The organism is Thalassospira sp. HF15 (assembly GCF_011806525.1).
Lineage (GTDB): Bacteria > Pseudomonadota > Alphaproteobacteria > Rhodospirillales > Thalassospiraceae > Thalassospira.
Genome location: NZ_JAAVKI010000005.1, coordinates 336,524 through 360,897, shown reverse-complemented (window position 1 = coordinate 360,897; position 24,374 = coordinate 336,524). Strand labels below are relative to the sequence as shown.

Below are 24,374 nucleotides of genomic sequence, written 5' to 3'. Positions count from 1 at the left end.
CGCGAAAAACGCTCAAGAAACGGAAGCCGGGCTTTACCTCGGGCATCATAATGGATTATCAGGAATGACATCAGTTCGTCAGGTCATCGCAGGTCTTGCAATCTGTCTGTTCGCAATGACGGCTTCTTTCGGTTTGTCGGCACAACCCGGCGAACAGCGACCTGAATCCGTTCAGAAGATCGAGCTGGAAAATGCCCAGAACCGCATCTCGGACTGGGAAGCCAATCTTGATGACGTTGAAGACTCCATTTCCGGCGAAGATGTCACAGGGCGCGTGATCGCCAATGGTCGTGATCAGATTGAAACCATGCAGCTTGCCATCAATGACCTGCGGGGTCGGGCCAATGATCGTCTGCAGCGTTTCGAGGCCGCCCTTGGCAAGCTTGGCAAAGCCCCGGAAGAGGGGGAGGAAGAAGTCCCCGAAGTCGCGCGCGAACGTGAACGTATTGATCAGGATATCGCGCGCATCAGCGGCGTGATCAAGCAGCTGGAATTGGTAAGTTTCCGGGCCAGTGAACTGTCCGATCAACTGGCAGGTCTGGCGCGCGAACGCTTCACCCGGCGTATTCTTGGTCGGGTGGATGTGCCGCTTGATCCGGTCGTCTGGTTTGAGGCCTGGGGTGAAATCGTAAAACTGCCCAGCATGGTGCAGGCGCGCTATTCCAATCTTGAACTTGAAGGCAAGGTTGCCGATCAGTTTTCCGAGGTCGCACCCGGACTGGTTCTTTTGACCTTTATTGTCATTGCTGCCCTGATTGGCGGTGAAGTCATTGTCCTGCGCTATATACCCGCGCGCTGGAACAGTGTGCCTGATGAAGATCGGGTATCGCTGATATCCGGGACGCGGTTCCTGTTTACCGCGATGGTGCCGGGTATCGCGCTTTTGATTGCCTATGGCATCCTTGAATCGCGTGATGCCCTTCTGAGTGGCGCGATGGGTGACTTTGTTTATCAATGCTTTGCCGCTGCATTGTTCCTGTTGTTTGTCGGGGCTGCTGTGCGCAGTGTGCACTCGCCCTTTGCGCCGAAATTGCGCCGTTCGGGCACAACCGTGAAAGGGGCGCGGGTTGTCGGGTTCTGTTCACTGGCTGTCGCGGTGATTTTTGCCTGCGATATGGTGTTGCTGCAGGGGGCGACGACGCTTGGTACGTCGCTTGATGTTGCGCTTGTGCAAAGCATCTCGAACGTTCTGGTGATCTCGGTTCTGCTGTTTGTTTCCTCGCTGGGGATGTTCTGGCAGCATGACGAACGTGACCGTCACGAAATCTGGTCAAAGATCGAGCGCCGGTCGCGCCGTGGCCTGAAAATCATCGCAATCCTGATGCCGGTCCTGATGGCTGTCGGCTATGTCGCGCTTGCGCGGTTCATCCTTGAAAACCTGATGATGGCGCTGGCTTTCGTGACTTGCTACTGGCTGCTGCGTGCCTACAGCCGGGCCTTGATGCACACCTATCTGGTGCGTCCCGAGAGCAGCGAGGACAGCAATGTTAGCGATGCGGTGCATGGCACGCTGTATTTCTGGCTGCGTGTGCTGATCGATGTGGTGATGTTCAGCGTCGCCGTGCCGGTCGCGGTCATGATCTTTACCGACATTGCGTGGACCGATCTGATTCTGGCTGTTCAGCAGGCATTTATCGGCATCCAGGTTGGGGGCATTCATTTCTCGCTGCGCTCCATCCTTTTGGCGGCCTTGATGTTTGTCATCGTGCTGGCCGTGATGCGATTCTTCCAGCGGATGCTGAGCACGCGCGTTCTGCCCAACACCAAACTTGATCAGGGTCTGCAACACTCAGTCTCGGCCATTTTTGGGTATGCTGGCATCTGTCTTGCCATTTTGCTGGCGGTTTCTGCTGCCGGGCTTGATCTTTCGAACCTTGCCATCATCGCCGGTGCCATCTCGGTCGGTATCGGTTTTGGCATGCAAAGTATCGTGAACAACTTTGTGTCCGGCCTGATCCTGCTGGTCGAACGGCCGATCAAGGTTGGGGACTGGATCGTGGTTGGCGCTGATCAGGGCTTTGTCAAAGACATCCGGGTGCGTGCGACAGAGATCGAAACCTTTGATCGGTCCTCGGTCGTCATTCCGAACTCTGAACTGATTTCCAACCGGGTTCTGAACTGGACGCTTAAGGAACGTTCGGGGCGTGGCATCATCAAGATCGGGGTGTCCTATGGTGCGGATGTCGAAAAGGTTCGTGAGATCCTGTTTGAAATGGCCGACAAGCGCCGCGAAATTCTGACTTACCCGGCACCGCAGGTGGTGTTCATGGATTTCGGAGCCAGTTCGCTTGATTTCGAATTGCGTTACTTCTTGCGCGATATTGGTGACGTGATTGCCGTGGCAAGCTCGATCCGCTTTGAGCTTGTTCAGCGCTTCCGCGATGAAGGTATCGAAATTCCGTTCCCGCAGCGTGACCTTAACCTGCGTGATATCGACAAGCTAACCGATGCCATCCGTGATGCCGGAAAGGGCGCACCGCAAAAGATCACTGAAACCGAACCGAAGTCAGACAACACCTCGGAGGATAAAACCGACGAAATGTCCTCTGACTCAGATGACAGCGGCGCGGATCAAAAGGCGGCCCCGCCGTCTGCGGCCAAGGATGTTTCGCGTGATCGTGATGCGTCGGGCCGTGAAATTCCCGATGCGGGCGGCAGTCCGGACGGGGATGCACCGCGCTAGGAAATGTTTTCGTCTCGTTGGCCATGCTTGTGCCGGGAAGCCTGCTTGGGCCTGCTCACAGGATTAACGTGTTGCGCCTTCGTGACCGGGCGTTGCGTTTTTTATGCGGTGAAAAATTCTTCAAGCTCGGCAAAACCCATGGCCTGATCGGAAAACCCGAATGTTCCGGTGTCGATCATTTCACGCGATGCATTGACAAAGGCGCCGTAGGCAAGACGGGCCAGTGCGGATCCGACGCTGATCCTTTTTGCGCCCGCCTCGGCCAACTCGGCCAGACTGAACGTTTTTCCAGGCATTCCCATAACAACATTCACCGGTTTGCTCAGCGACGCGCAAACAGTACGGATTGTATCAAGATCGTGCAGGCCCGGCGCATAGAGAACATCAGCACCTGCCTCTTCAAACGCCTGAAGGCGCTTGATCGTGTCATCAAGATCAGGGCGTCCCCACAAAAAGTTCTCACATCGTGCGGTAAGGACAAAATCATGGGGCAGGGCTGATTGTGCTTCGGCGGCAGCCTGGATGCGTTCAACGGCAAGCGAGAAATCATAGATCGGGTTTTCGCGGTCCCCTGTGTGATCTTCAAGCGAACAGCCAGCCAGGCCGATTGACGCCGCGACCGAAATCGTTTTCGCCGCGCTTTCCGGACTATCGCCCATTCCTTTTTCAAGATCGGCAGTTATGGGAAGTGGTGTGGCAGATACCAGTGCCTCGCAGTGCCTGAACGTATTTTCAGGTGATGTTTTTCCCTCGGCAACGCCTAGGGAAAATGCCATGCCAGCACTGGTCGTTGCCAAGGCGCGAAAGCCCAGTGCGGCAAGAATTCTGGCTGTTCCGATATCCCATGGATTGGGAATGATGAATGCACCGGGCTCTTCGTGAAGCGCGCGAAGCAATGCCCCTTTGTCCTGCGTCATGTTCGGATCCCTTTATGCCGAGTTGCACAGCATTTTTACCATAAAGAAATTAGAACATAAAGAGAACAAACAGAGAGGCGGATATCATCGCAGTAATACGTTGCCCGCCGGCCGGACCGCGTTGAACCGGGATTAAATATCAAACAGGGCGGCGGTGATCTTTTGACCCATCGGGGCCATCAGGTGGCGTTCACGCGGGGATAGCCATCTAAGTTCGGCAATCTCGCGTGCCGGGGAAAGGGTGCCGCAATAGTACCCGGTAAAACAGGTCATGCGGACGACCGATCCTTCGGGCAGGTTATGGCCCTGTCCGGCAAATGTTCCCAGTTGGCGCAATGTGCCAGGGATCAGTTCGACACCGAGTTCTTCATTGATTTCCCGTTTGATGGCTTCGCGGGCGGTTTCGCCGGGCTCAATTTTACCGCCGGGTAAATAGAACCGATCGCGACCATGGCTTCTGACCGACAGGATGTTTTCACCGTCGCGCAAGATCCAGTTGGCGGTTTCAATCACCTTGATAAGGGCAGGGTCTGTGGTGCTGTGACTGCTTTCAAGCATGTGACCTCACAGAATTGCGACATCAAGTCCGATATCAACGGCGGGTGCGGATTGGGTAATCCGCCCGACGGAAACATAATCGACACCGGTTGCGGCGATTGCACCGATGGTCTGAAGGTTTACACCCCCGGATGCCTCAGTCTTGCAGCGACCAGCGACAATTGCAACTGCTGCGCGCAACATATCGGGCCCCATGTTATCAAGCAGGATGATATCTGCCCCGGCTTCTGTGGCTTCTTTGACCTGATCAAGCGTGTCGCATTCGACTTCGATTTTGGGCAGGTTTGCCGCGCGCGCGGCTTCGACGCATTTGGTGATCGATCCGACAACACCGATATGGTTGTCCTTGATCATCACCCCGTCATAAAGCCCCATGCGGTGGTTTTGAGCACCACCCATGCGGGTGGCGTATTTTTCAAGCTTGCGCCAGCCCGGCAAGGTTTTGCGGGTATCAAGCAGCTTGGCAGTCGTATCGCCCATCGCCGCGACATAGGTGCGTGTTGTGGTGGCAATACCCGAAAGATGCTGAAGCGTATTAAGGGCGGTGCGTTCGGCTGTCAGGATACCGCGTGCATTGCCTTCGACCACGGCCATCACGTCCTTGGCTGAAATCGCATCGCCATCCTCGCAATGCTTTTCGATCTTGGCATCGGGCACCAGCTTGCGGAAGCATTCAAGCGCAATATCAAGGCCGGCCACCACGATATCCTCGCGGGTTTCAAGCGCAACGCGCAGCCGCGCATCGGCGGGGATGACATTGTCCGATGTGATGTCGCCCGGGCCAATATCCTCGGCAAAGGAACGATCAATGAATTCCGCGATTTCGGCTTGGGTCAGGACGGTCATGATGGCGGGCTGCTTTGAATTCTGAAGGGAGGGGAATTGCAAACAGCCCCGCAAGATTTGCGGGGCTGTGAGATGATTGGGTTTATGCCGCGTCGTCTTTTTTGACCGGAATGTTCTTTGACATTTCCAGCATGCGTTCAAGCGGCTTGACCGCATTGACGCGCAAGTCTTCGGGCATGACGATCTGCGGGCCGTTATTGACCAGACACAGATAGAGCTTCTCGAGCGTATTGAGCTCCATGAACGGGCAGTTGTTGCACGCGCATGATCCGTCCGCACCGGGCACCGGAATGAATTCCTTGTGCGGGGCGGCCTTTTCCATCTGGTGGATGATGTGGGGCTCTGTCGCGATCAGATATTTCTGATCCGGGCCGTTGATCACATATTCCAGAATGGCGCGGGTCGACCCGATATGATCGGCATGTTTCAAAATACCGTCATGGCATTCCGGATGGGCTGCGATCTTTGCATCCGGGTTCTGGGTTTTAAGCCGGATCAGCTCTCGCTCGGAGAACTGCTCATGGACGATGCACGACCCGTTCCACAGCGTCATGTCACGACCGGTTTTCTTGGCAAGGTAGGAACCAAGGTGACGGTCAGGCGCCCACAGGATCGGCTGATCTGCCGGGATCTGATCAATGATCTCGGCTGCATTGGACGAGGTCACGATAATATCAGACGCGGCCTTCACCTCGGCCGAGCAGTTGATATAGGTGATCGATACGTGATCAGGATGCTGTTCGCGGAACTTGCGGAACGGTTCTGGCTGACACGAATCTTCGAGCGAGCAGCCCGCTTTGGAGTCCGGCAGCAGAACGGTTTTGTTCGGGCTAAGGATTTTGGCGACCTCGGCCATGAAGCGCACACCGCAGAACACGATGACATCGGCATCGGTTGCAGCTGCCTTGCGTGACAGGTCCAGACTATCGCCAACAAAGTCGGCAAGGTCCTGAATTTCCCCATCCTGATAGTAATGGGCCAGAATGATCGCATTCTTTTCCTTCTTGAGGCGGGCAATTTCCGCTTCAAGGTCAAGGGTGGGATCAATCTGCATTTCCGACATTGCGTCGGCAGAGGCCTCGGCAATGGTGATCATTTCATTCATGGCGTTGTCTCATCTCGCCTGGTTGCAAGCCGGAGATAAGTCGCGGGGCCCGGCATTGCAAGTTAATGACAGTTTGAAACCTGAATATCGCCATTGGCCGGGGATGGCAAGGAATAGGGGGAAAGGCACCCGATATTGATTGAACGAGACAGCTGTTGATCAAAAAATGGATCATAATTATTTGAATTAATAAATAAACGGCACGTATTTGGTGACGGAATTAAAAATCGTATTTTCATTTAATTTCTTAAATAAAAAATAATAACGTTGCAAATTAATCAAAAGTATTCATATAGTTGATGCTGCAAATATTTTTCGATTTTCAAATTCCCAATATTTTATTGGCTTGGGCATGGTTGTCCGTTGTTAATCCGAAAACTTTGATGTGTCTGTAATCCGAGTCAGTGTCTGACGGCGGGAATATTCCCGATGGTCTGACCTGACCAATATGCGTGTCCGCGCAAGGAGCCTTTTTTGACCAATCGTACCACTTCAAAAATCCTGAATTTCACGCGCCCGTTCAGCATGCGCGGCCTTGCAGAAGTTCTTCCGGCCGGATCCTATAAGGTGATTACCGAGGAAACCCAGGATGAAAAACTGACATACCCGACCTGGCAGTGGGTTTCGACGCAGATTCATCTCAATACGAATTCGGAGCGCCCGGATGCTTCACGCGTTCTGAGTGTTGAGCCGCGTGACCTTGAAGTCGCCTATCTGCGGGACCTGAAAACGATGGATGCCCGCCCGCAAGTCGCATTCTCGGCAAACAAATCAAACAGCCGAGCAAAGCGCGCTTCCTGACGTCTCATATTATCAGTGCCCATGGTCAGAGAAATCTGACCAGGCGGCACCCTGAACAGAAAATCCTCAATATTCCCATTCAGTTGCCGATATTCTCAGCGCTATCTGCGGCTTCATGTCAGGGTTGCAGAATGGGAAGTTTGCCTTTGCCCAAGTTCCATTCATAACTTTCGTAACGGATACAAATGAGAGTCTTGAATATGGATTGGGTCCCAATCGCCTTTGGTACATTTAAGGTCGTCGCACTGCTGACCGCGATGTTCTTCGCCATCAAGTGGCATTATGACCAAGGTCAAAAGTACGGAAGGCAAGCGGTGCTGCGCGCCAGCGCCAAGGTAACCGGCGCCTTCGTGCTAGCCCTTCTGGCTGTGGGGGGAATCACCCTCGCACTCAGTAACTTCCTTGGTTTGGACCTAAGTTACTGATCGCTGTGGCACCACCCCCGCAGATAGCGGATTAGACAGAAAACCCGTAATATTCCCACTCTGCCGCCGAAACCTTCAGCGCCATCTGTTCGTATTCGGCCTGTTTGATTTTGGTGAATGCGGTGTGGAAGCGTTCGCCAAGCGTGCGTTTGTTGAACTCGGACGCGCCGAACTGATCAATCGCATCAAGCCAATGACGCGGCAGGTCATTTGGTGCCTTTGCCTGACCGATTTCATCTTCGCAGGGTTTGCCCGGATCAATCTTGCCTTCAATCCCGTCAAGTGCGGCCCCAAGGGTCACGGCCGCGACCAGATACGGGTTGGCATCAACCCCGGCAATACGATGTTCGAAGTGGCGCGTCTTGCCCGGTGTACCGGGTACCCGCAAGGCGACGGTGCGGTTTTCTACACCCCAGTCGTCCGAGGCCGGTGAATACATCGCCGATGCAAAGCGGCGCCAGGAATTCATGAACGGGGCCAGCAGCAACATGGTTTCACCAATCGTGCCGCGAATGCCACCGATTGCATGCAGCATCAAGGGGCTGAGCGATCCATCCGGCTCATCGGCAAACAGGTTGTTGCCATCCTTACCCGCAAGCGACAGGTGCAAATGCATGCCCGATCCGGCTTCATCGCCGAACGGCTTGGGCATAAACACGGCTTCCTTGCCAAAACGGCGCGCCACGGTGCGGATCAGGCGTTTGGCGATAATCACGTCATCGGCCGCGCGCATCAGATCGCGATAGCGGATGGTCATTTCATACTGGCCCGGACCATATTCCGAAATCAGGGTTTCCAGCGTCAGGTCAAGATGCTTGGCACCTTCATACACCGCATCAAAAAGCGGTGACATCTCGTCAATTTCATCGACGGACATGGTGTTGCGAAGGGTGCTGCGCCGTTTGGTGATGGCATAGGATGCCGGATGATAAAGCCCGGCCGCATCAGGGGCCTGATCGACCAGATAAAATTCAAGCTCGAACGCGCCCATCGGATAGAAACCGAGTTTTTCTGCACGTTTGACCTGGGCACCAAACACGTTGCGCGGATCAACATCGTGCGGTGCGCCGTCTTCTTCATACATCGAAATCAAAAGCTGCCCGCGTCCGGTATGGGGCAGATAGCCAAGCGTGCCCGGCACTGGCCAGCAGCGGCAATCACCACCACCCCCCGTTTGCACAAGGCCGCAATTATCGACATCCTCACCGCTGACATCCTGCCCGAACAGCGAGCTCGGCAGGCCGCGACCGGATTTATAAATGCCTTCAAGTTCGTGGCGGCGGATTGTCTTGCCCCGGCCAATCCCGTGAAAATCGGTCAGGATAATGTCGATTGCCTCGACATCAGGATATTTGACCAGAAAGTCCTGAGCTTCGGACAGCTGACTTCCACTGGGCGAGGGGGCGTTTGCGATGGCCACGGCACGATTTCCTGAGATGCGGGAACAGGTTGTGTCGATTGGAAAACGACACAGAGTACGATATCAGCGCTAGATATTAGCCCTGATAACGACGGAAGAAATAGCGATCTTTTGGAACGCCTTCAGGAAGCGGTTCGGCAATTGTGCCCGGCACATCAATTTTCTGATCCGATGCGACAATTGCGCCCTTCATCAATGCGGGCGGCAGCGTTGATCCGATAAAGGATGCGATCTTGGCATTAAGGGCCTCATCCCCGGTGCCGACGTCGGAATGCACCAATGCGACTTTGCCTTTGAATCGCGCAACCGCCTTGGGCAGGGTTTCAAAGATATCGCCAAGGAACAAATGATCATCATCGGGGATGCATTTGGGGTGTGCGGCGATTTGTCGGTCAAAAACGAAAATCTCGCGGTCTGGCATGATTTCACGCAGGTGATCGAATGTGCGCCCATTGCCAAGACCCACTTCAAGCACGATGCCGTCCTGATCCTTGATCATGTCTGCGGCCGCATTCAGGCAATCGCGTTGGGCTTGCAGGCGGCGGATAACGCTATTGAGACGTGACATATCGGTTGAAGCTCCGGGTTATCGAAAATGCATAAATATATGAATTAAATAAAATTTCGCCCCTCGCAAGGGTCAATGCGCGGGGCGAGGATGGCTTAGCCTTCAAATTTGGTGGCATCAAATGCCGGGACGCGTGCGCGGAACGCATCAAGCCAGCTCACAAGGCCGGGATAGCTTTCGCGCCATTTTCCCTCAAAGCGCAGATCAAGATAACCCAGCGCACAGGCAATCGCGACATGGCCAATCGTCAGCTCACCCTCAAGCGACGGTGCATTGGCACTCAGATGATCAAGGGATCGTTTGACCTTGTCGGCCTGATAGGACAGCCAGTCGCCATGACGTTTGTCATCCGGGCGCATCCGGGTTTCATAGACCTGCAGGATTGATGCGTCGATGATGCCATCACCGAGCGCCTGAAGGGTAAGGGCCTCCCAGCGTGCATCGCTTTCGGTCGGATGCAGGGTCGAGCCATCAACTTGCGCATCCAGATATTCACAGATCACGCGGCTATCGAAGATCTTGCGACCATCATCAAGGATCAGGATCGGAATCTTCCCCAGCGGGTTTTGCTGGCGCAGGCTATCAGCCGGATCGTTGGTGTTCGACAATTCCACCGTCAACTGGTCATAAATACCAAGCATCTTGGCAACGATTTTGACTTTCCGGCCAAATGGTGACGGATCACTGGAACGCAGAATCATCAGTATTCTCCTCCTAGGGGCAATGAGTTGCCCGCAGTCTAAGGGCGAACAGTGATCCCAAGGAACCTAAATTTTGCGAAATGATGATCACGAACCTGAGCTCTTGGCAGCAGCCGATGTTTCTGTGGTGTCTTTGTGCTTTCCATCGCCCAATCCGGCGAGATGCAGTTCACGTGCGAGGCGCACGGCAGGGCGCCCGGCAAAGAACACCGATCCGATGATAAACAGCCACGTTCCCGCCTTGACGGTCGCGTCATCAAGAAACAGAACACTGCCGACGATAAACAGGACTGCCGCCAAAAGGTCGATGGCCGAATAGGCGATTTCATAGGCACTGTAAATCTGGCGATGGCGCGGGCTGGCGTCAAATCGGCGGGAACGAAATAGCTTCATTATGTGATCTCTTCTTGTCGCGCTGTGTCTATGTGGTCAACGCTTGGCAACGCGAAACGTTTCCTCTGGATTGTGTCAGCGTCGCGCGCGCGGATGGGTGCCATTATAGACTGCCATCGATTTTTCGTTGTTAGTTGTGTGTTATCGTATTATTTGAGGCGAGAGGTTGCCTTAAATGTGAAGTTTTCAACATTAATGTCGTAGTATATTGTGTATTGGAATCATTACTTGATTGGTTTGGGCGTTATATCTTAAAAACAGATGTGAGTTAGCAGAAGAATTTATATAAGTCCTTGTGGAAGATTTCAAGATGGAGATGGGTAGAGTAAATGTTGGAAAGAATACAGTTATTTCTTGGTTTTTTGATTCTTATGCTGGTTGGTCCAAATCGGTTCCATTACTTGGCGCAAAGGAGTGGGATTGCGTCTAAAGTGGCTAAGGATTTTTGTGAGAATCAGTGGCTTGTGAATCTGGTCAACTGGCACAAAGAATACTTGGAGGGAAAGGATCGAGATAGAATATCAGATTATGCGCTAAAGCTGTATTCTGGAAAATCTCTGGGGGGATGGGGAGAGATTACAGAAGAGACGGTGAAAAGAGGTGATAGGCATCTTTCGGTGTTTGATCAAATGCGTGGAATTGTTGTTCCGTATCTTGAGAAGGAAATGCGTGCGGAAAATGTTAAAAGCATCCTTGAGATAGGCTCTGGTGACGGGCAGCTGCTGCACGAGTTGGCAGTTAAGCATCCTTCAAAGAAGTTTGTTGGAGTAGATCTAAATTCCGATTACGCAAAGGAAAATTTCTCAGCAGAGAATTGTACCTTCCAATCAGGGTATGCTCTGGATACTCTTTCTTCATCTTATAAGGATCAATACGATATTATCTTTGCAAGTTCAACATTTGTTGTGTTTACTCCTAAAGAACTTGAAGCTTACTTGAGTGTTATCAAGGATATTGGGGTGTCGAAAGTAATATTAGTTGATCCGATTACAAGAAAGTACTCCCCGGAGAAATATCCAAATACTTCTCTGCACATGGCGCATGGTATGTGGGGGCATGACTACAATTACTACTTCGATAAAATCTCCTGGAATTCAAGAAGATTTCTTTTCAAGTATGAGAAGCACAGGAAGAGAGAAGAAGTTTACTTCCAAGTAGTCGTCGCACAGAGGGACTAAGTCTTCGCAGGAGTATTTAAAGCTAGCTAAGATTTGTTGGTAAGGCGTGCACGCGGATGGGTGCCGTTATAGACTGCCATCAACTGTTCGGTATCAACCGCGGTGTAACGCTGGGTCGTCGAAAGCGATGCGTGGCCCAGCAAATCCTGAATGGTGCGCAAATCACCCCCACCGGCCAGAAGGTGGGTGGCAAAGGAATGGCGCAGTGCGTGCGGCGTGGCAGTATCCGGCAGGTTTAAAAGTTCGCGAACCTTGCGCATTTCGCGCTGGGCTACCTGGGCCACAAGCCGTTTACCGCGTGCGCCAAGAAACAGTGGATCATCCCCATCGGGTGCAAAAGGGCAAGTGCGGACATAATCCTCGATTGCGTCACGCACGATCGGCAAAACCGGGACAAGGCGTTGCTTGTTGCCTTTACCGGTTATGACCATCGAATCCCCGGTCGGGCGTTGATTGGCATTCAGATCAAGTGCCTCGGAAATACGCAAGCCGCACCCATAAAGGAGGGTGAAAAGAGCCAGATTGCGTTTGCCAAGCCACGGTTCGTCCTGCCAGGCATCAGCATTTTCAAGTACTGCCATGACGTCATCGGGTGCCAGTGGCTTGGGCGTTGATTGCGGCAGCCGGGGATTGCGGATCGACTGCACAGCGGCATTCTGACCGCGCCCGGATCGTTCAAGAAACCGGTAGAAATTTCGAAGGGATGACAAGGCGCGCGCGGTGGATGTCTTGGCCATGCCATCCATGCTGCGCCGGGCCAGCCAGCTTCGAAAATCGCGCGGGTTCAGGCGCAGCAGATCGCGAAGAGACGGGGTGTCGCCAAGATGATCTTTGACGAAGCCCAAAAAGGCATAAAGATCGGCGAGATAGTTTTCAGTGGTGTGGTTGGATGCGCGGCGCTCATCGGCAAGCCAGCCACGCCAGTCGGCGATGGCGTCGCGCACATCTTGGGGCAGGGTGATGGCGGTCAGACCGTTTGGGTCAGCCATCGGCGCACACCAAACTCGATAACAGAAGCCAGGAACATGATCAGGTCGTTGGCCTGTGCCGGGCTGAAATAATCCGGTTCCTTAACACCAAAGGCAACCAGTCCGACCGGATCGCCATAAAACGGTGCAAGGCGCACAATCGCGGCAGATCGGATATCAGCGGCCTTTGGGCCAAAGATGGCTTCATCCCCGGCGTCATCAGGCAACAACCAGACATCTTGTTCATCACCAAGGACCTGATCAACCGCGCCGGCAACAAGGCGGCGCACACGACCATCACAGCTTGGCACCGGGGCCTCACTGCATTCTTCAAAGCACAGCGCGATGGCATCAAGATCAAGCAGTTCGGGAACAAGGTCCTGAAGCGCTTCGACAAAGGTTTCAAATCCGCGCGCATTCAGAAGAGCCAGAACCGCACGGTGAATGCGGCTTTGGGTTTCGAGGTTGGATTTGGAAATATTGATCAGCTCGCTGGTGGCACCGCGCAGCTTTTCACGTTCATCGCGCAGGCGGGCCACGACATATTGCTGCATGTCGGCAACGCCATTGCCCAGTTCACGTATCGGCAAATCAAGACTTTCAAGCAAGTCCGGGCGCGTAGTGAAGAATTCGGGATGTTCGGCAAGGTAGTCCGCGACATCATCGGCGCGCAAAGCTGTCTTTTCCATCGGTTCCGGCTTGAAAAGTGAGAAACAAAAAACCCGGCTGCCACAATGCGGGCTGCCGGGTTAAATGCATGTTAAAAACCAAGCGCGATGCCGGTTTTTATATATCTGTTGCGATCAGTGACCCGAAATCAGAGGATCGACTGGCCGGTTTTTTCCCAATCGGCGAGGAAGGCTTCAAGGCCTTTGTCGGTCAGCGGGTGCTTGGTCAGCTGACCCAGAACCTGCGGCGGGATGGTGACAACGTCAGCACCCAGACGGGCCGAGTCGACAACATGCTGCGGGCCACGTGCCGATGCCACGAGAACCTCGGTGGTCCAGTTCGGGTAGTTGCCATAAACATCAACGATGTCGGCAATCAGCTGCATGCCGTCAGAGGAAATGTCATCCAGACGGCCAACGAACGGCGAAACATAGGTCGCGCCGGCCTTGGCAGCCAGAATGGCCTGACCAACCGAGAAGCAAAGGGTGACGTTGGTCTGAATGCCTTCGTCGGTGAAGGTGCGGCAGGCTTTCAGGCCATCAGCGGTCAGCGGCAGCTTGACGACGACATTGTCGGCGATCTTGGCAAGCTTGCGGCCTTCGGCAACCATGGTTTCGTAATCGGTCGCAGCAACTTCTGCGCTGACCGGTCCGTCGACAACGTCACAAATTTCCTTGATCAGTTCGAGAAACGGTCGGCCTGTTTTTGCTACCAGCGAGGGGTTGGTGGTGACACCGTCCACGAGGCCGGACATGGCCAGTTCGCGGATTGCGTCGATGTCAGCGGTATCGATGAAAAACTTCATTGGAATTCCTGTTTAGGACCTGTTGTTCAATGATGCGGTTAGCTGCTAGGTTCTGGATCATCTGATGACGGAACCAGACCCTTGCTGTGGGACCGTTTGTTTCTGTGCCCAATGTCTGGCGACCCTGAAACGTCACCGGTCTGGTGGGCAACCTCACGGGGTTTATAATATATGAGTGCCGCAAAGGCCACCTCTGGAAATTTGTTTGCGAACGATCCGGCCTTTGAGGTAACCGCCCAGACCGTAAGCGTCCTGCCGCCGCTGCCGTTGGCCGGGCCATATGATTATCTGGTGCCCGAAGGCGTATCCGTCGAACCCGGTGATTTCGTTGAAATTCCATTGGGTCGGCAGACTCAGCGTGGTGTTGTCTGGGGCGATGCCAAGGGCGATGTCGACCCTGCCAAGCTTCGTGAAATTCACGGTGTCCTGCCAACACCCCCGATGGCGGATGTGACCCGCAAATTCATTGACTGGGTGTCTGCCTATACAATGTCGCCGCAAGGGGCGGTCTTGCGCATGGCCATGAGCGTGCCCGACGCGCTTGAGGCCCCCAAACCGATCTTTCGATTTACCCTTAACCCGGAATTCGATCCCGCAGGCTTGCGCATGACGCCGCCGCGCAAACGGGTTCTGGCGTTTCTGGGGGATCATCCGCCTATGGAGCAGGGCGATATCCTGCGGGAAACCGGGGCCGGGGCCAGTGTCGTCAAGGGGCTTGTCGAAGCGGGGGCTGTGCAGCGCTTGATGGTGACCCCGCCATCGCCGTTTGATGCACCTGATCTTGATATTGCACGCCCGGACCTGTCGATTGAGCAGATCGAAGCTGCCGACGCCCTTTGTGCGCGGGTCGATCAGGGCGGGTTTTCCTGCACATTGCTTGATGGTGTGACAGGGTCCGGCAAGACAGAGGTTTATTTTGAACCTGTGCGTGCTGCCCTCGCACAGGGCAGGCAGGTGGTTGTTCTATTGCCGGAAATCGCCCTGTCCGCCCAGTGGTTGCAGCGTTTCCGAGACCGGTTTGGTGTTGAGCCGGCCCTGTGGCATTCCGAAGTCGGCCAGGCAAGGCGACGCGATACCTGGCGGGCGGTGGCCGATGGATCGGCCAAGCTTGTTGTCGGGGCCAGGTCGGCGCTTTTCCTGCCATATCATGATCTTGGCCTAATCGTGGTCGACGAGGAACACGAACACGCCTTCAAGCAGGAAGACGGGGTGATGTATCATGCCCGTGACATGGCGGTAACGCGCGCCCATCTTGGCAATATTCCCATCGTTTTGGCGTCTGCCACCCCGTCGCTTGAAACACTGGCCAATGTTGAAGCCGGGCGTTATCAGCATGTTCAGCTTGGCAGCCGTCACGGGGTGGCCGTATTGCCCAGTGTCGAAATCATCGACATCCGACAGGACAAACCCGAACGCAATCGCTGGATCACACCGACGCTGAAAAAACGTCTGGCAGAAACCTTCGCCAACGGCGAACAGGCGATGCTGTTTCTGAACCGGCGGGGGTATGCGCCGCTTACGCTATGCCGGGCCTGCGGTCATCGGTTCCAATGCCCGAACTGCACGGCTTGGCTGGTCGAACATCGGGCATGGGGCAAATTGCAATGCCATCATTGCGGCTATCAGGCCAAGGCCCCCGATGCCTGCCCGTCCTGCGGTGCCGAGGGCAAGCTGGCCCCGTGTGGCCCGGGGGTGGAGCGCCTTTACGAGGAGGCGGTCGAAACCTTCCCCGATATCCGGGTCGAGGTCGCGACATCCGATAACATCATGGGGCCCAAGGCCGCAGCACAGCTGATCGAGCGCGTGCATAATCACGAAGTCGATCTTCTGATTGGCACGCAGATTCTTGCCAAGGGCTATCACTTCCCGATGCTGACTTTGGTGGGTGTGGTTGATGCTGATCTGGGGTTGGCCGGCGGTGACTTGCGCGCAGCCGAGCGCAGCTATCAATTGCTGACCCAGGTTGCCGGGCGTGCGGGCCGCGGGGATCGACCGGGTACGGTGATCTTGCAAACCGCCGATCCGGCAAACCGCGTGATCAAGGCAATTGCCGCTGGCGATCGCGATGCCTTTAACGAGGTGGAACTCTCGCAACGCATGACCCATGGCATGCCGCCGCATGGGCGACTGGCTGCCCTTATCATAAGTGGCAAAAAGGAAAACGAGGTTGATGAGGCCGCCTGGCGCATTGGCCGTGTTGCGCCGCGTGGAGACGGCCTGATGGTCCTTGGTCCGGCACCGGCGCCTTTGTCTTTGCTGCGTGGCCGTTATCGCCGGCGTTTCATGATTCGGGCGGACAAGTCGGTCAAGATGCAGGCCCTGATCCACGACTGGCTGTCAAAGGTCAAGACACCCGGCAGTGTCCGCGTGCAGATCGATATCGATCCTTACAGCTTTATGTAATTGTGGATTTCCGGGCTGGCTTACTGGGAATATTGCGACTGCCACCAGTCATAGCCATCTGCACCAAGGTAGCGTTCAAAAATGCTCAGTAACCGGCCATCTTCGCGCATGTCGTGAATGATCTTGTCATATTCGGCCAGAAACCGTTCCTTGTCCGGATAATCAGACGCCCGCGAGAACACATTATAATAGGGGGCCCGGCGTAGCGGCGGATAGAGAAAGGCAATCTTGTCGCGGTAGCGATTCTGCAGGCTGTCGTAAATGGTGTTGAGGTAATTGACCGGCACCGCATCAAATCGGTTTTGCAGAAGCATGGGAACCAGAAGGTCACTGCGCGCAACAGTCTGAATATCCAGCCCGGAATTCCAGAAGGCGCTGGTATAGGAATAGTCCGCTGCCGCGCCGATCCGTAAACGTGACAGGTCCGCGAATTCCTCAAACCGGATTTTGTCTTCGTCCCCGGCCCGTACGGCAAAACGCCAGTCAAGCAACAGGTGGGCTTCTTCCGGATACATCATGTATTTGGCGCGCTTGTTGTTCATCGACAGCGTCAGCACGATATCTGATGTTCCATTGCGCGCATTGTGCAGCAAACGGCTGCCGGTATCGACAAACCGAAACACATAGTCGGTAATCCCCATGGTGTTGAGGACTTCGGTCATGATGTCGATATCGATGCCTTTGGGTTCTTCGTGCCCCATCCATTTAAGCGGTTCTTCTTCAAGCCCCTCGATCACAAGGGTGCGCGCGGCTCCATGCGTGCTCATGACAAAGAACAGCATCAGTGTGGCGACAAGGCCGATCAAAGATCGGGCAGGCCTGATCTCAACGCGTGGATGTATGATGTGTCTCATCCGTCTTCACTTGATTGGTCGGCACCAAATGATACGCTATCTCGTTGCGAGAACCGAATAATTTCAATGATATTTTGTTACGGCGCCAATATCGATCCTGTTCTGGCACAATGCAGGTGTTGCCTTGGGCAGACTAGGTTGGTCGAACGCATGATCATCGTTGTGGACACAGGACACTGTTTGTAAATGCCCGAAACGCAGGTTGCAGCTGATGATAAGGATATGATCGAAGCGCCGGAGTTGCGCCATCGGGTCATGGCCGGATTTATCGGTAATGTTGTCGAATGGTATGATTTCGCGCTTTACGGTTATCTTGCAGGCATCATCGCCCCGGTATTTTTCCCAGCTAATGATCCGACCGCCGGGCTGATCGCGACCTATGGCATTTTTGCTGCCGGCTTTCTGATGCGCCCTATGGGGGCAGCTGCGTTTGGCTGGTTCGGTGATCGTTATGGCCGGGCTCGCACCATGCAGATCTCGGTTGCGATGATGGCATTGCCGACACTGCTTCTGGGGGTTCTGCCGACTTATGCGTCGGTCGGTATTCTGGCCCCGGCCCTTCTTGTGTTGGTGCGGATTCTTCAGGGCCTTTCGGTCGGCGGGGAGTTTTCCTCGTCAGCGACATATCTGGTTGAAACAGCCCCGACGGGCAAACGTGGCCTGATCGGAAGCTGGGCCAATATCGGTTCCATGACGGGGTCTTTGCTGGGTGTCGCCGCCGCGGCACTGGTGACGAATGTCTTTAATGCGGAGCAACTGGGCGACTGGGCCTGGCGGTTGCCATTCCTTGCTGGTGCGGTGCTGGGCGGAACGGCGATCCTGATGCGCCGTAATCTGCATATGTCAGAACGGTTTGCCGCCCATGATGATGCAAGGGACGAAACATCACCTTTGTTGGAGGCCTTTACAGTTGATCGCAGGGAAACCTTCATCGCGCTTGTCTTCGCGGCCTGCTATGGCATTTGTTATTATATTGCATTCGTCTATTTGCCGGAATGGCTTGCCGGGCAGGGGTTGATGGATCGCCACGTGGCATTGACCATCAATACGGCCATGATGGTGCTGGTTATCCCGGCCATGCCATTGACGGCGATGATCGGGGATCGGCTGATACCGCGCAAAACGCTTATTGCGCTCGCGATTCTGTTGCTGGGCCTGTTTTCGTTGCCGCTACATTGGTGGATGCTGAGTTCGGGCGGTTCGATCATCTCGGTCGTGGTCACACATGCAATTTGCTTTTTGCTGCTTGCGGTGCCCTTGGGATCTGGTCCGGCGCTGTTTGCCGAAATGTTCCCCGAACGCGACCGCCTCTCGGGATACTCGATCGCCTTTAATATCGGGATGGGCATTTTTGGCGGTCTGACACCAATGATCGCAACCAGCCTGATCGCAGCAACAGGACAATCGACAGCCGCCTCTGTCTATATGAGTGTTGCGGCCCTGTTTGCGGTGGTTGCGCTGTCTCGCTGCCCGGATCGAAGTCGTGTCCCATTGCGCTAAACGCCTTTGATCAGGGACGTCATGTCTGATCGCCCCTGTCTCCCACCAGATTGCTTTGGAATTACGGTTCATGAACTACAAACTTTTTTACGCGCCGGGTACAGCCAGTATGGCCGTCCACTGGATGCTGATTGAACTCGCGGTGCCGTTTGAGGCGATCCCGGTCGATATCAGTCAGGGCCAACAACGCGATCCGGAATATCTGCGGCTTAATCCGTCGGGGCGCGTGCCGACTCTCATCGTCGATGATGTGCCTTACGGGGAAACTGTTGCGCTGATGATGTTGCTGGCAGAACGTCACGCTGCAGCGGGGCTAATGCCCGATACGAATAGTCCCGACCGTGCGGAATGGTTGCAGCTTACAATATATATTGCCAATACCTTGATGCCGGCGATGCGTGATTGGCTTTACGCTGCCAAGGACGGGGACCCTGCGGGGGCCGACGCAGTGAAGGCCCTGGCGGAACGACGGATCAGTTCCGTATGGGACAATTTCGAGACCCGTCTTGAGGCAAAGGGTGACCATTTACTGGGCGAGCGTTTCGGGATGGTCGACATGCTGGCCGTTATGCTGATGCGCTGGTCGCGCAAAATGCCCTGTTCCGCGATCGACCGGCCAACCTTGCATCAATATGCCACGCAGGTGACCCGTCGCCCGTCCTATATCGATCTGTGTGATCGTGAAGGGCTTTCGGGCTGGCCTACGTGAACTTGATCACATTTTTTGTGGCGTTTTGATCTCTTTTTTCGCGAATGGGCGCTCAAGCCCACGCGTTTCAGGGGATTCGTCGGTCAAATCAGGTTTCGATAACTTTGACGCCGCGTTTGGTCGTGAAGGCCGTCTTATAAAATAGTTGTAAGCCTGCCTTAAAATTGGGCGATTTCGGGGTGTTTTGGCCCATCTTTGCCAAAGAATGGAAAAGAGCGCGCAAATGCGCTTGCGCGGGGGTTGCCCATGCCAAGGACATGTGATACCAAACGCTCGCTTCCCGGAAGGAAACCCTTTCGGGGGATCATTTTTTTATACGTATCCGAGTCGTTCTCATAACCAGAATTGAGGGCTTTCACCGGTGTCCCAAAATACTGCCGCGACCGGGCTCCAAGGGCGCTACGCCACAGCACTGTTTGACTTGGCCAATTCGGCCAACCAGCTTGATGTTGTCAAAAGCGATCTTGAATTGCTCGACCAGGCCATCGCAACCAGCGATGACCTCCGGAATGTACTCCGCAGTCCCGTGATTTCCCGGGACGTGCAGGCCAAGGCGATGGCGGCTCTTCTGGATAAACTCGGTGTTTCCGAGTTGACCAAGAAGACCGTTGGGCTTCTGTCTCAGAAGCGTCGTCTGTTTGCCCTGCCGGCTGTTATCGATTCCTACCTTTCCATGCTCTCGGCTCACAAGGGCGAGGTTACTGCACACGTAACTTCGGCTTCCGAGCTGAAAAAAGAGCAAATCGAAGCTGTTACCGGCGCTCTCAAAGAAGTTGTCGGCGCCACTGTCAAAGTGGACCTTAAAGTTGATCCGGCTGTTCTTGGCGGTCTTGTCGTCAAGGTCGGTTCCCGGGTTTTTGATGCCTCGCTTCGTACTAAACTGCAGAAGCTCGAGCTCGCTATGAAAGGGGTTGCGTGATGGAAATCCGCGCCGCGGAAATCTCCGCTATTCTCAAGGATCAGATTGCCAATTTTGGTTCTGAAGCCGAAGTTGCCGAAGTCGGTCAGGTTCTGTCTGTCGGTGACGGTATTGCCCGTGTTTACGGTCTGGACAATGTTCAGGCTGGTGAACTTGTTGACTTCCCGGGTGGTATTAAGGGCATGGCCCTTAACCTCGAAGAAGACAACGTCGGTGTCGTGATCTTCGGTTCTGACCGTTCGATCAAGGAAGGTGACCAGGTTAAACGTACTGGCGCCATCGTTGACGTTCCGGTTGGTAAGGAACTTCTTGGTCGCGTTGTTGACGGTCTGGGTAACCCGATCGACGGCAAAGGTGATCTGGGTGCAAAAGAACGTCGCCTTGCTGACGTCAAGGCACCGGGCATTATCCCGCGTAAATCGGTTCACGAGCCGGTCCAGACCGGTATCAAGTCGATTGACTCCCTGATCCCGATTGGCCGTGGCCAGCGTGAGCTGATCATTGGTGACCGTCAGACCGGTAAAACCGCGATCATCGTTGACACCATTCTGAACCAGAAGCCGGTGAACGATGCAGCGAAATCCGACAGCGACAAGATGTTCTCCATCTATGTTGCGGTTGGTCAGAAACGTTCGACCGTTGCACAGGTTGTGAAGGTCCTCGAAGAGCGCGGCGCGATGGAAAACACCATCATTGTTGCCGCGACCGCATCCGACCCGGCGCCGATGCAGTTCATCGCACCGTTCGTTGCTTGCGCAATGGGTGAGTACTTCCGTGACAACGGTATGCACGCAACCATCTTCTATGATGATCTGTCCAAGCAGGCTGTTGCTTATCGTCAGATGTCGCTGCTGCTTCGCCGCCCGCCGGGACGTGAAGCATTCCCGGGTGACGTCTTCTATCTGCACTCCCGTCTGCTGGAACGTGCTGCGAAGATGAATGACGAAAACGGCGCTGGTTCGCTGACCGCACTTCCGGTTATTGAAACCCAGGGTAACGACGTTTCGGCGTTTATTCCGACCAACGTGATCTCGATCACCGACGGTCAGATCTTCCTTGAAACCGACCTGTTCTACAAAGGCGTACGCCCGGCTGTGAACGTTGGTCTGTCGGTTTCGCGTGTTGGTTCGTCCGCACAGATCAAAGCGATGAAGCAGGTTGCTGGCTCGATCAAGCTGGAACTCGCTCAGTATCGTGAGATGGAAGCATTCGCACAGTTCGCATCGGATCTTGATCCGGCAACCCAAAAACTTCTGGCCCGTGGCGCACGTCTGACCGAGCTGCTCAAGCAGCCGCAGTACTCGCCGCTCAAGGTCGAAGAGCAGGTTGTTGTGATCTACGCTGGTGTTAAGGGCTATCTCGACAACATTCCGGTGAACAAGGTTCGCGCCTTCGAAGAACAGTACCTGTCCGAAATTCGTTCGGCTGGCGCTGATATCCTCGATGCGATCCGCACCGAGAAGGTTCTGTCTGATGACAGCGAAGCCAAGCTTAAAGCGTTCCTCGACAAGTTCGCGAAAACCTTCGCGTAAGACTGAAACTTAGGCGAAGGAGGAAACGCAATGGCTAGTTTGAAGGATCTGCGCTCGCGCATTGCCAGCGTCAAATCGACGAGGAAGATTACCTCGGCGATGAAGATGGTGGCAGCCTCCAAGCTCCGTCGTGCACAGGATGCAGCGGAAGCAGCCCGTCCCTATGCAGAACGCATGGGAACGATGCTGGGCCGTCTTGCAACTGCCGTCGGCAGCAATGAAGGGGCGCCGAAGCTTCTGGCCGGTACCGGTAAGGACGATGTGCATCTGCTCGTCGTCTTCACCGCAGACCGTGGCCTTTGCGGTGGTTTTAACGCATCGATCGTGAAAGCGGCTCGTCTCAAGGCTCTTGCTCTCAAGGGCGAAGGCAAAACCGTTAAGATCATCTGCGTTGGCCGCAAGGGCTCAGATGCGCTCAAGCGTGAATTTGGTGACAATATTGTCGCCCGGTATACTGGCATCGAGGGCAAGAAGGGGATTGATTTCTCCTCTGCGACCGAGGTGGCAGACAAGGTTCTGGCGCTATATGACGAAGGCGAATTCGACGTCTGCACGATCTTCTACAACAAGTTCGTGTCCGCGATTTCGCAGGTACCAACCGCTCAGCAGCTGATCCCGTTCGCGGGTGAAGAAGTTGACGAGCAGGAAGAAGCAGCCGGTTCTTCTGCGGTTTACGAATACGAACCGTCCGAAGAAGCCATTCTGGCTGATTTGCTGCCGCGTAATGTTGGCGTCCAGATTTTCGGTGCAATGCTTGAAAGCAGTGCATCTGAACACGGCGCGCGTATGTCCGCGATGGATAACGCAACCCGCAATGCCGGCGACATGATCGACCGACTGAGCATCCAATACAACCGCTCACGTCAGGCTCAGATCACCAACGAACTGATTGAAATCATTTCCGGCGCCGAGGCTTTGTAAGCGGGTCGCAGGAAGTTAACGGATAGCTTTGTCCGAGCAGGAGACAATACCTATGGCGAACAAGAAGGCGGGGAAAATTTCCCAGGTAATGGGCGCCGTCGTCGACGTTAAATTCGACGGCGAACTGCCTCCCATTCTGAATGCGCTGCATGTTGACAACAACGGTCAGCGTCTGGTTCTTGAAGTTGCACAGCACCTTGGTGAAAGTGCGGTCCGTACGATCGCAATGGACACCACCGAAGGTCTGCGTCGCGGTCAGGAAGTCACCGACACCGGTGACGCGATCTCGGTTCCGGTTGGTCCGGAAACACTTGGTCGTATTCTGAACGTGATCGGTGAGCCGGTTGACGAACGTGGTCCGGTGAACTCGAAGAAAACTTCTCCGATCCACCGTGAAGCACCTGACTTCATCGACCAGTCGACCGACACCGAAATTCTGGTGACCGGCATTAAGGTTATCGACCTTATCGCGCCGTACACCAAAGGTGGTAAAATTGGTCTGTTCGGCGGTGCGGGCGTTGGTAAAACCGTCCTTATCATGGAACTGATCAACAACGTGGCAAAAGGCCACGGTGGTTACTCGGTCTTCGCCGGTGTTGGTGAACGTACCCGTGAAGGTAACGACCTCTATCACGAGATGATGGAATCGGGCGTTATCAATCCGGAAGGCGAATCCAAAGCGGCACTGGTCTATGGCCAGATGAACGAACCCCCGGGAGCACGTGCACGTGTTGCTCTGACCGGTCTGACCCTTGCGGAATACTTCCGTGATGAAGAAGGCCAGGACGTTCTGTTCTTCGTCGATAACATCTTCCGCTTTACCCAGGCTGGTTCGGAAGTGTCGGCGCTTCTCGGTCGTATCCCGTCTGCTGTGGGTTATCAGCCGACGCTGGCAACCGACATGGGTGCACTGCAGGAACGTATTACCTCGACCAAAAAAGGTTCCATTACCTCGGTCCAGGCAATTTACGTCCCGGCCGATGACTTGACTGACCCGGCACCGGCAACCTCGTTTGCTCACCTTGATGCAACGACCACGCTGAACCGTCAGATTGCCGAGCTCGGCATCTACCCGGCAGTTGACCCGCTCGACTCCACCTCGCGTGCTCTGGATCCGGGCGTTATCGGCCAGGAACACTACGAGACCGCACGTGAAGTTCAGCGTGTTCTTCAGACCTACAAAGGTCTGCAGGACATCATCGCCATCCTCGGCATGGACGAGCTTTCGGAAGAAGACAAACTGGTCGTGGCACGTGCCCGTAAGATCCAGCGTTTCCTTTCGCAGCCGTTCCACGTTGCAGAGGTCTTCACCGGTACTCCGGGCGTGTTCGTTCAGCTCGAAGACACCATCAAGGCGTTCAAGGCGATCTGCGCTGGTGAATATGACCACATGCCGGAACAGGCATTCTACATGGTCGGCACTATCGAAGAAGCCATCGAAAAAGCCAAGAAGATGGCCGAAGCTGCCTAAGGCAGCTTTGGTCCCCCTCCGGCTAAGG

23 protein-coding genes are annotated in these 24,374 nt (G+C 54.7%); 11 read left to right on the top strand and 12 right to left on the bottom strand.

The window, feature by feature from the left end; all coding sequences use genetic code 11:
- Nucleotides 1-64: 64 nt before the first annotated feature.
- Nucleotides 65-2,683, top strand: coding sequence for a DUF3772 domain-containing protein (locus tag HED22_RS13605; RefSeq protein WP_167723078.1), 2,619 nt, complete (start codon nt 65-67; stop codon nt 2,681-2,683).
- Between the two features lie 101 nt (nt 2,684-2,784).
- Here the strand turns inward: HED22_RS13605 and HED22_RS13600 are convergent, their stop codons facing one another.
- The 4 genes from HED22_RS13600 to nadA form a co-directional block, all read right to left on the bottom strand.
- A complete protein-coding gene (locus HED22_RS13600; protein ID WP_167723076.1) occupies nt 2,785-3,600 on the bottom strand; it encodes an isocitrate lyase/phosphoenolpyruvate mutase family protein in 816 nt (271 codons plus the stop codon).
- A gap of 132 nt (nt 3,601-3,732) precedes the next feature.
- Entirely contained in the window at nt 3,733-4,158 is a 426-nt protein-coding gene (locus HED22_RS13595) for an NUDIX domain-containing protein (protein WP_167723073.1), read from the bottom strand.
- Nucleotides 4,159-4,164: 6 nt separating this feature from the next.
- Nucleotides 4,165-5,004: a carboxylating nicotinate-nucleotide diphosphorylase gene (gene nadC / locus HED22_RS13590; RefSeq protein WP_167723072.1), complete on the bottom strand. Its 840-nt coding sequence runs from the start codon at nt 5,002-5,004 to the stop codon at nt 4,165-4,167.
- Between the two features lie 82 nt (nt 5,005-5,086).
- Nucleotides 5,087-6,109, bottom strand: a complete 1,023-nt coding sequence (nadA, locus tag HED22_RS13585) for a quinolinate synthase NadA (protein WP_167723070.1) — start codon at nt 6,107-6,109, stop codon at nt 5,087-5,089.
- 474 nt (nt 6,110-6,583) lie between these two features.
- Here nadA and HED22_RS13580 point away from each other — a divergent pair, with 474 nt between their 5' ends.
- A complete protein-coding gene (locus HED22_RS13580) occupies nt 6,584-6,910 on the top strand; it encodes a hypothetical protein (protein ID WP_167723068.1) in 327 nt (108 codons plus the stop codon).
- A 200-nt stretch (nt 6,911-7,110) separates the two neighbouring features.
- The gene (locus HED22_RS13575; RefSeq protein WP_167723066.1) at nt 7,111-7,335 is read left to right on the top strand and encodes a hypothetical protein; all 225 of its coding nucleotides are present in this window, start codon (nt 7,111-7,113) and stop codon (nt 7,333-7,335) included.
- Between the two features lie 31 nt (nt 7,336-7,366).
- Here the strand turns inward: HED22_RS13575 and HED22_RS13570 are convergent, their stop codons facing one another.
- The 4 genes from HED22_RS13570 to HED22_RS13555 form a co-directional block, all read right to left on the bottom strand.
- Nucleotides 7,367-8,755, bottom strand: coding sequence for a glutamine synthetase family protein (locus tag HED22_RS13570; RefSeq protein ID WP_167723065.1), 1,389 nt, complete (start codon nt 8,753-8,755; stop codon nt 7,367-7,369).
- Nucleotides 8,756-8,831: 76 nt separating this feature from the next.
- On the bottom strand, nt 8,832-9,323 hold the full coding sequence (locus HED22_RS13565) for a class I SAM-dependent methyltransferase (protein WP_167723063.1): 492 nt from the start codon (nt 9,321-9,323) through the stop codon (nt 8,832-8,834).
- 95 nt (nt 9,324-9,418) lie between these two features.
- Complete coding sequence (locus HED22_RS13560) at nt 9,419-10,024, bottom strand: glutathione S-transferase N-terminal domain-containing protein (RefSeq protein WP_175581238.1); 606 nt, start codon at nt 10,022-10,024, stop codon at nt 9,419-9,421.
- Between the two features lie 87 nt (nt 10,025-10,111).
- Nucleotides 10,112-10,417, bottom strand: coding sequence for a YrhK family protein (locus HED22_RS13555; protein WP_167723061.1), 306 nt, complete (start codon nt 10,415-10,417; stop codon nt 10,112-10,114).
- Between the two features lie 431 nt (nt 10,418-10,848).
- Between HED22_RS13555 and HED22_RS13550 the strand changes: the two genes are divergently transcribed.
- Nucleotides 10,849-11,595: a methyltransferase domain-containing protein gene (locus HED22_RS13550; protein ID WP_167723059.1), complete on the top strand. Its 747-nt coding sequence runs from the start codon at nt 10,849-10,851 to the stop codon at nt 11,593-11,595.
- A 26-nt stretch (nt 11,596-11,621) separates the two neighbouring features.
- Here HED22_RS13550 and HED22_RS13545 read toward each other — a convergent pair whose 3' ends face one another.
- The 3 genes from HED22_RS13545 to fsa all read right to left on the bottom strand — a co-directional run bounded on the left by HED22_RS13545 (nt 11,622) and on the right by fsa (nt 14,037).
- Nucleotides 11,622-12,584 (bottom strand): tyrosine recombinase XerC, encoded by a 963-nt coding sequence (locus HED22_RS13545; protein WP_167723057.1) that lies wholly within the window; start codon nt 12,582-12,584, stop codon nt 11,622-11,624.
- On the bottom strand, nt 12,563-13,252 hold the full coding sequence (locus HED22_RS13540; RefSeq protein WP_167723055.1) for a DUF484 family protein: 690 nt from the start codon (nt 13,250-13,252) through the stop codon (nt 12,563-12,565). The genes HED22_RS13545 and HED22_RS13540 overlap by 22 nt, the downstream gene beginning before the upstream one ends.
- 128 nt (nt 13,253-13,380) lie before the next feature.
- Nucleotides 13,381-14,037, bottom strand: coding sequence for a fructose-6-phosphate aldolase (gene fsa / locus HED22_RS13535; RefSeq protein WP_044827251.1), 657 nt, complete (start codon nt 14,035-14,037; stop codon nt 13,381-13,383).
- Nucleotides 14,038-14,208: 171 nt separating this feature from the next.
- Here fsa and HED22_RS13530 point away from each other — a divergent pair, with 171 nt between their 5' ends.
- Nucleotides 14,209-16,440, top strand: coding sequence for a primosomal protein N' (locus HED22_RS13530; protein WP_167723053.1), 2,232 nt, complete (start codon nt 14,209-14,211; stop codon nt 16,438-16,440).
- 20 nt (nt 16,441-16,460) lie between these two features.
- On the opposite strand, the gene HED22_RS13525 is transcribed toward HED22_RS13530, so the two are convergent.
- Nucleotides 16,461-17,207 (bottom strand): ABC transporter substrate-binding protein, encoded by a 747-nt coding sequence (locus HED22_RS13525; RefSeq protein WP_254870040.1) that lies wholly within the window; start codon nt 17,205-17,207, stop codon nt 16,461-16,463.
- Nucleotides 17,208-17,480: 273 nt separating this feature from the next.
- Here HED22_RS13525 and HED22_RS13520 point away from each other — a divergent pair, with 273 nt between their 5' ends.
- The 6 genes from HED22_RS13520 (at nt 17,481) to atpD (ending at nt 24,346) form a co-directional block, all read left to right on the top strand.
- Entirely contained in the window at nt 17,481-18,794 is a 1,314-nt protein-coding gene (locus HED22_RS13520; protein ID WP_217701891.1) for an MFS transporter, read from the top strand.
- A gap of 70 nt (nt 18,795-18,864) precedes the next feature.
- Entirely contained in the window at nt 18,865-19,503 is a 639-nt protein-coding gene (locus HED22_RS13515) for a glutathione S-transferase family protein (RefSeq protein WP_167723049.1), read from the top strand.
- 361 nt (nt 19,504-19,864) lie between these two features.
- The gene (locus HED22_RS13510) at nt 19,865-20,422 is read left to right on the top strand and encodes a F0F1 ATP synthase subunit delta (RefSeq protein WP_167723047.1); all 558 of its coding nucleotides are present in this window, start codon (nt 19,865-19,867) and stop codon (nt 20,420-20,422) included.
- Nucleotides 20,422-21,954, top strand: a complete 1,533-nt coding sequence (atpA, locus tag HED22_RS13505; protein ID WP_167723045.1) for a F0F1 ATP synthase subunit alpha — start codon at nt 20,422-20,424, stop codon at nt 21,952-21,954. Before HED22_RS13510 ends, atpA begins: the two co-directional genes overlap by 1 nt.
- A gap of 30 nt (nt 21,955-21,984) precedes the next feature.
- Nucleotides 21,985-22,875 (top strand): F0F1 ATP synthase subunit gamma, encoded by an 891-nt coding sequence (locus tag HED22_RS13500; RefSeq protein ID WP_167723043.1) that lies wholly within the window; start codon nt 21,985-21,987, stop codon nt 22,873-22,875.
- 52 nt (nt 22,876-22,927) lie between these two features.
- Nucleotides 22,928-24,346: a F0F1 ATP synthase subunit beta gene (gene atpD, locus HED22_RS13495; protein ID WP_167723041.1), complete on the top strand. Its 1,419-nt coding sequence runs from the start codon at nt 22,928-22,930 to the stop codon at nt 24,344-24,346.
- Nucleotides 24,347-24,374: the final 28 nt, after the last annotated feature.

Excerpts from the sequence above, each read along its gene's own strand:
- nadC (WP_167723072.1), bottom strand. The coding sequence starts at position 5,004 with ATGACCGTCCTGACCCAAGCCGAAATCGCGGAATTCATTGATCGTTCC.
- HED22_RS13545 (WP_167723057.1), bottom strand. The coding sequence starts at position 12,584 with ATGGCTGACCCAAACGGTCTGACCGCCATCACCCTGCCCCAAGATGTG.
- HED22_RS13525 (WP_254870040.1), bottom strand. The coding sequence starts at position 17,207 with ATGAGCACGCATGGAGCCGCGCGCACCCTTGTGATCGAGGGGCTTGAA.
- HED22_RS13540 (WP_167723055.1), bottom strand. The coding sequence starts at position 13,252 with ATGGAAAAGACAGCTTTGCGCGCCGATGATGTCGCGGACTACCTTGCC.
- HED22_RS13600 (WP_167723076.1), bottom strand. The coding sequence starts at position 3,600 with ATGACGCAGGACAAAGGGGCATTGCTTCGCGCGCTTCACGAAGAGCCC.
- HED22_RS13520 (WP_217701891.1), top strand. The coding sequence starts at position 17,481 with ATGCCCGAAACGCAGGTTGCAGCTGATGATAAGGATATGATCGAAGCG.
- HED22_RS13575 (WP_167723066.1), top strand. The coding sequence starts at position 7,111 with ATGGATTGGGTCCCAATCGCCTTTGGTACATTTAAGGTCGTCGCACTG.
- HED22_RS13530 (WP_167723053.1), top strand. The coding sequence starts at position 14,209 with ATGAGTGCCGCAAAGGCCACCTCTGGAAATTTGTTTGCGAACGATCCG.
- HED22_RS13595 (WP_167723073.1), bottom strand. The coding sequence starts at position 4,158 with ATGCTTGAAAGCAGTCACAGCACCACAGACCCTGCCCTTATCAAGGTG.
- HED22_RS13605 (WP_167723078.1), top strand. The coding sequence starts at position 65 with ATGACATCAGTTCGTCAGGTCATCGCAGGTCTTGCAATCTGTCTGTTC.
- HED22_RS13515 (WP_167723049.1), top strand. The coding sequence starts at position 18,865 with ATGAACTACAAACTTTTTTACGCGCCGGGTACAGCCAGTATGGCCGTC.
- HED22_RS13555 (WP_167723061.1), bottom strand. The coding sequence starts at position 10,417 with ATGAAGCTATTTCGTTCCCGCCGATTTGACGCCAGCCCGCGCCATCGC.
- fsa (WP_044827251.1), bottom strand. The coding sequence starts at position 14,037 with ATGAAGTTTTTCATCGATACCGCTGACATCGACGCAATCCGCGAACTG.
- atpD (WP_167723041.1), top strand. The coding sequence starts at position 22,928 with ATGGCGAACAAGAAGGCGGGGAAAATTTCCCAGGTAATGGGCGCCGTC.
- atpA (WP_167723045.1), top strand. The coding sequence starts at position 20,422 with ATGGAAATCCGCGCCGCGGAAATCTCCGCTATTCTCAAGGATCAGATT.
- HED22_RS13500 (WP_167723043.1), top strand. The coding sequence starts at position 21,985 with ATGGCTAGTTTGAAGGATCTGCGCTCGCGCATTGCCAGCGTCAAATCG.
- HED22_RS13565 (WP_167723063.1), bottom strand. The coding sequence starts at position 9,323 with ATGTCACGTCTCAATAGCGTTATCCGCCGCCTGCAAGCCCAACGCGAT.
- HED22_RS13560 (WP_175581238.1), bottom strand. The coding sequence starts at position 10,024 with ATGATTCTGCGTTCCAGTGATCCGTCACCATTTGGCCGGAAAGTCAAA.
- nadA (WP_167723070.1), bottom strand. The coding sequence starts at position 6,109 with ATGAATGAAATGATCACCATTGCCGAGGCCTCTGCCGACGCAATGTCG.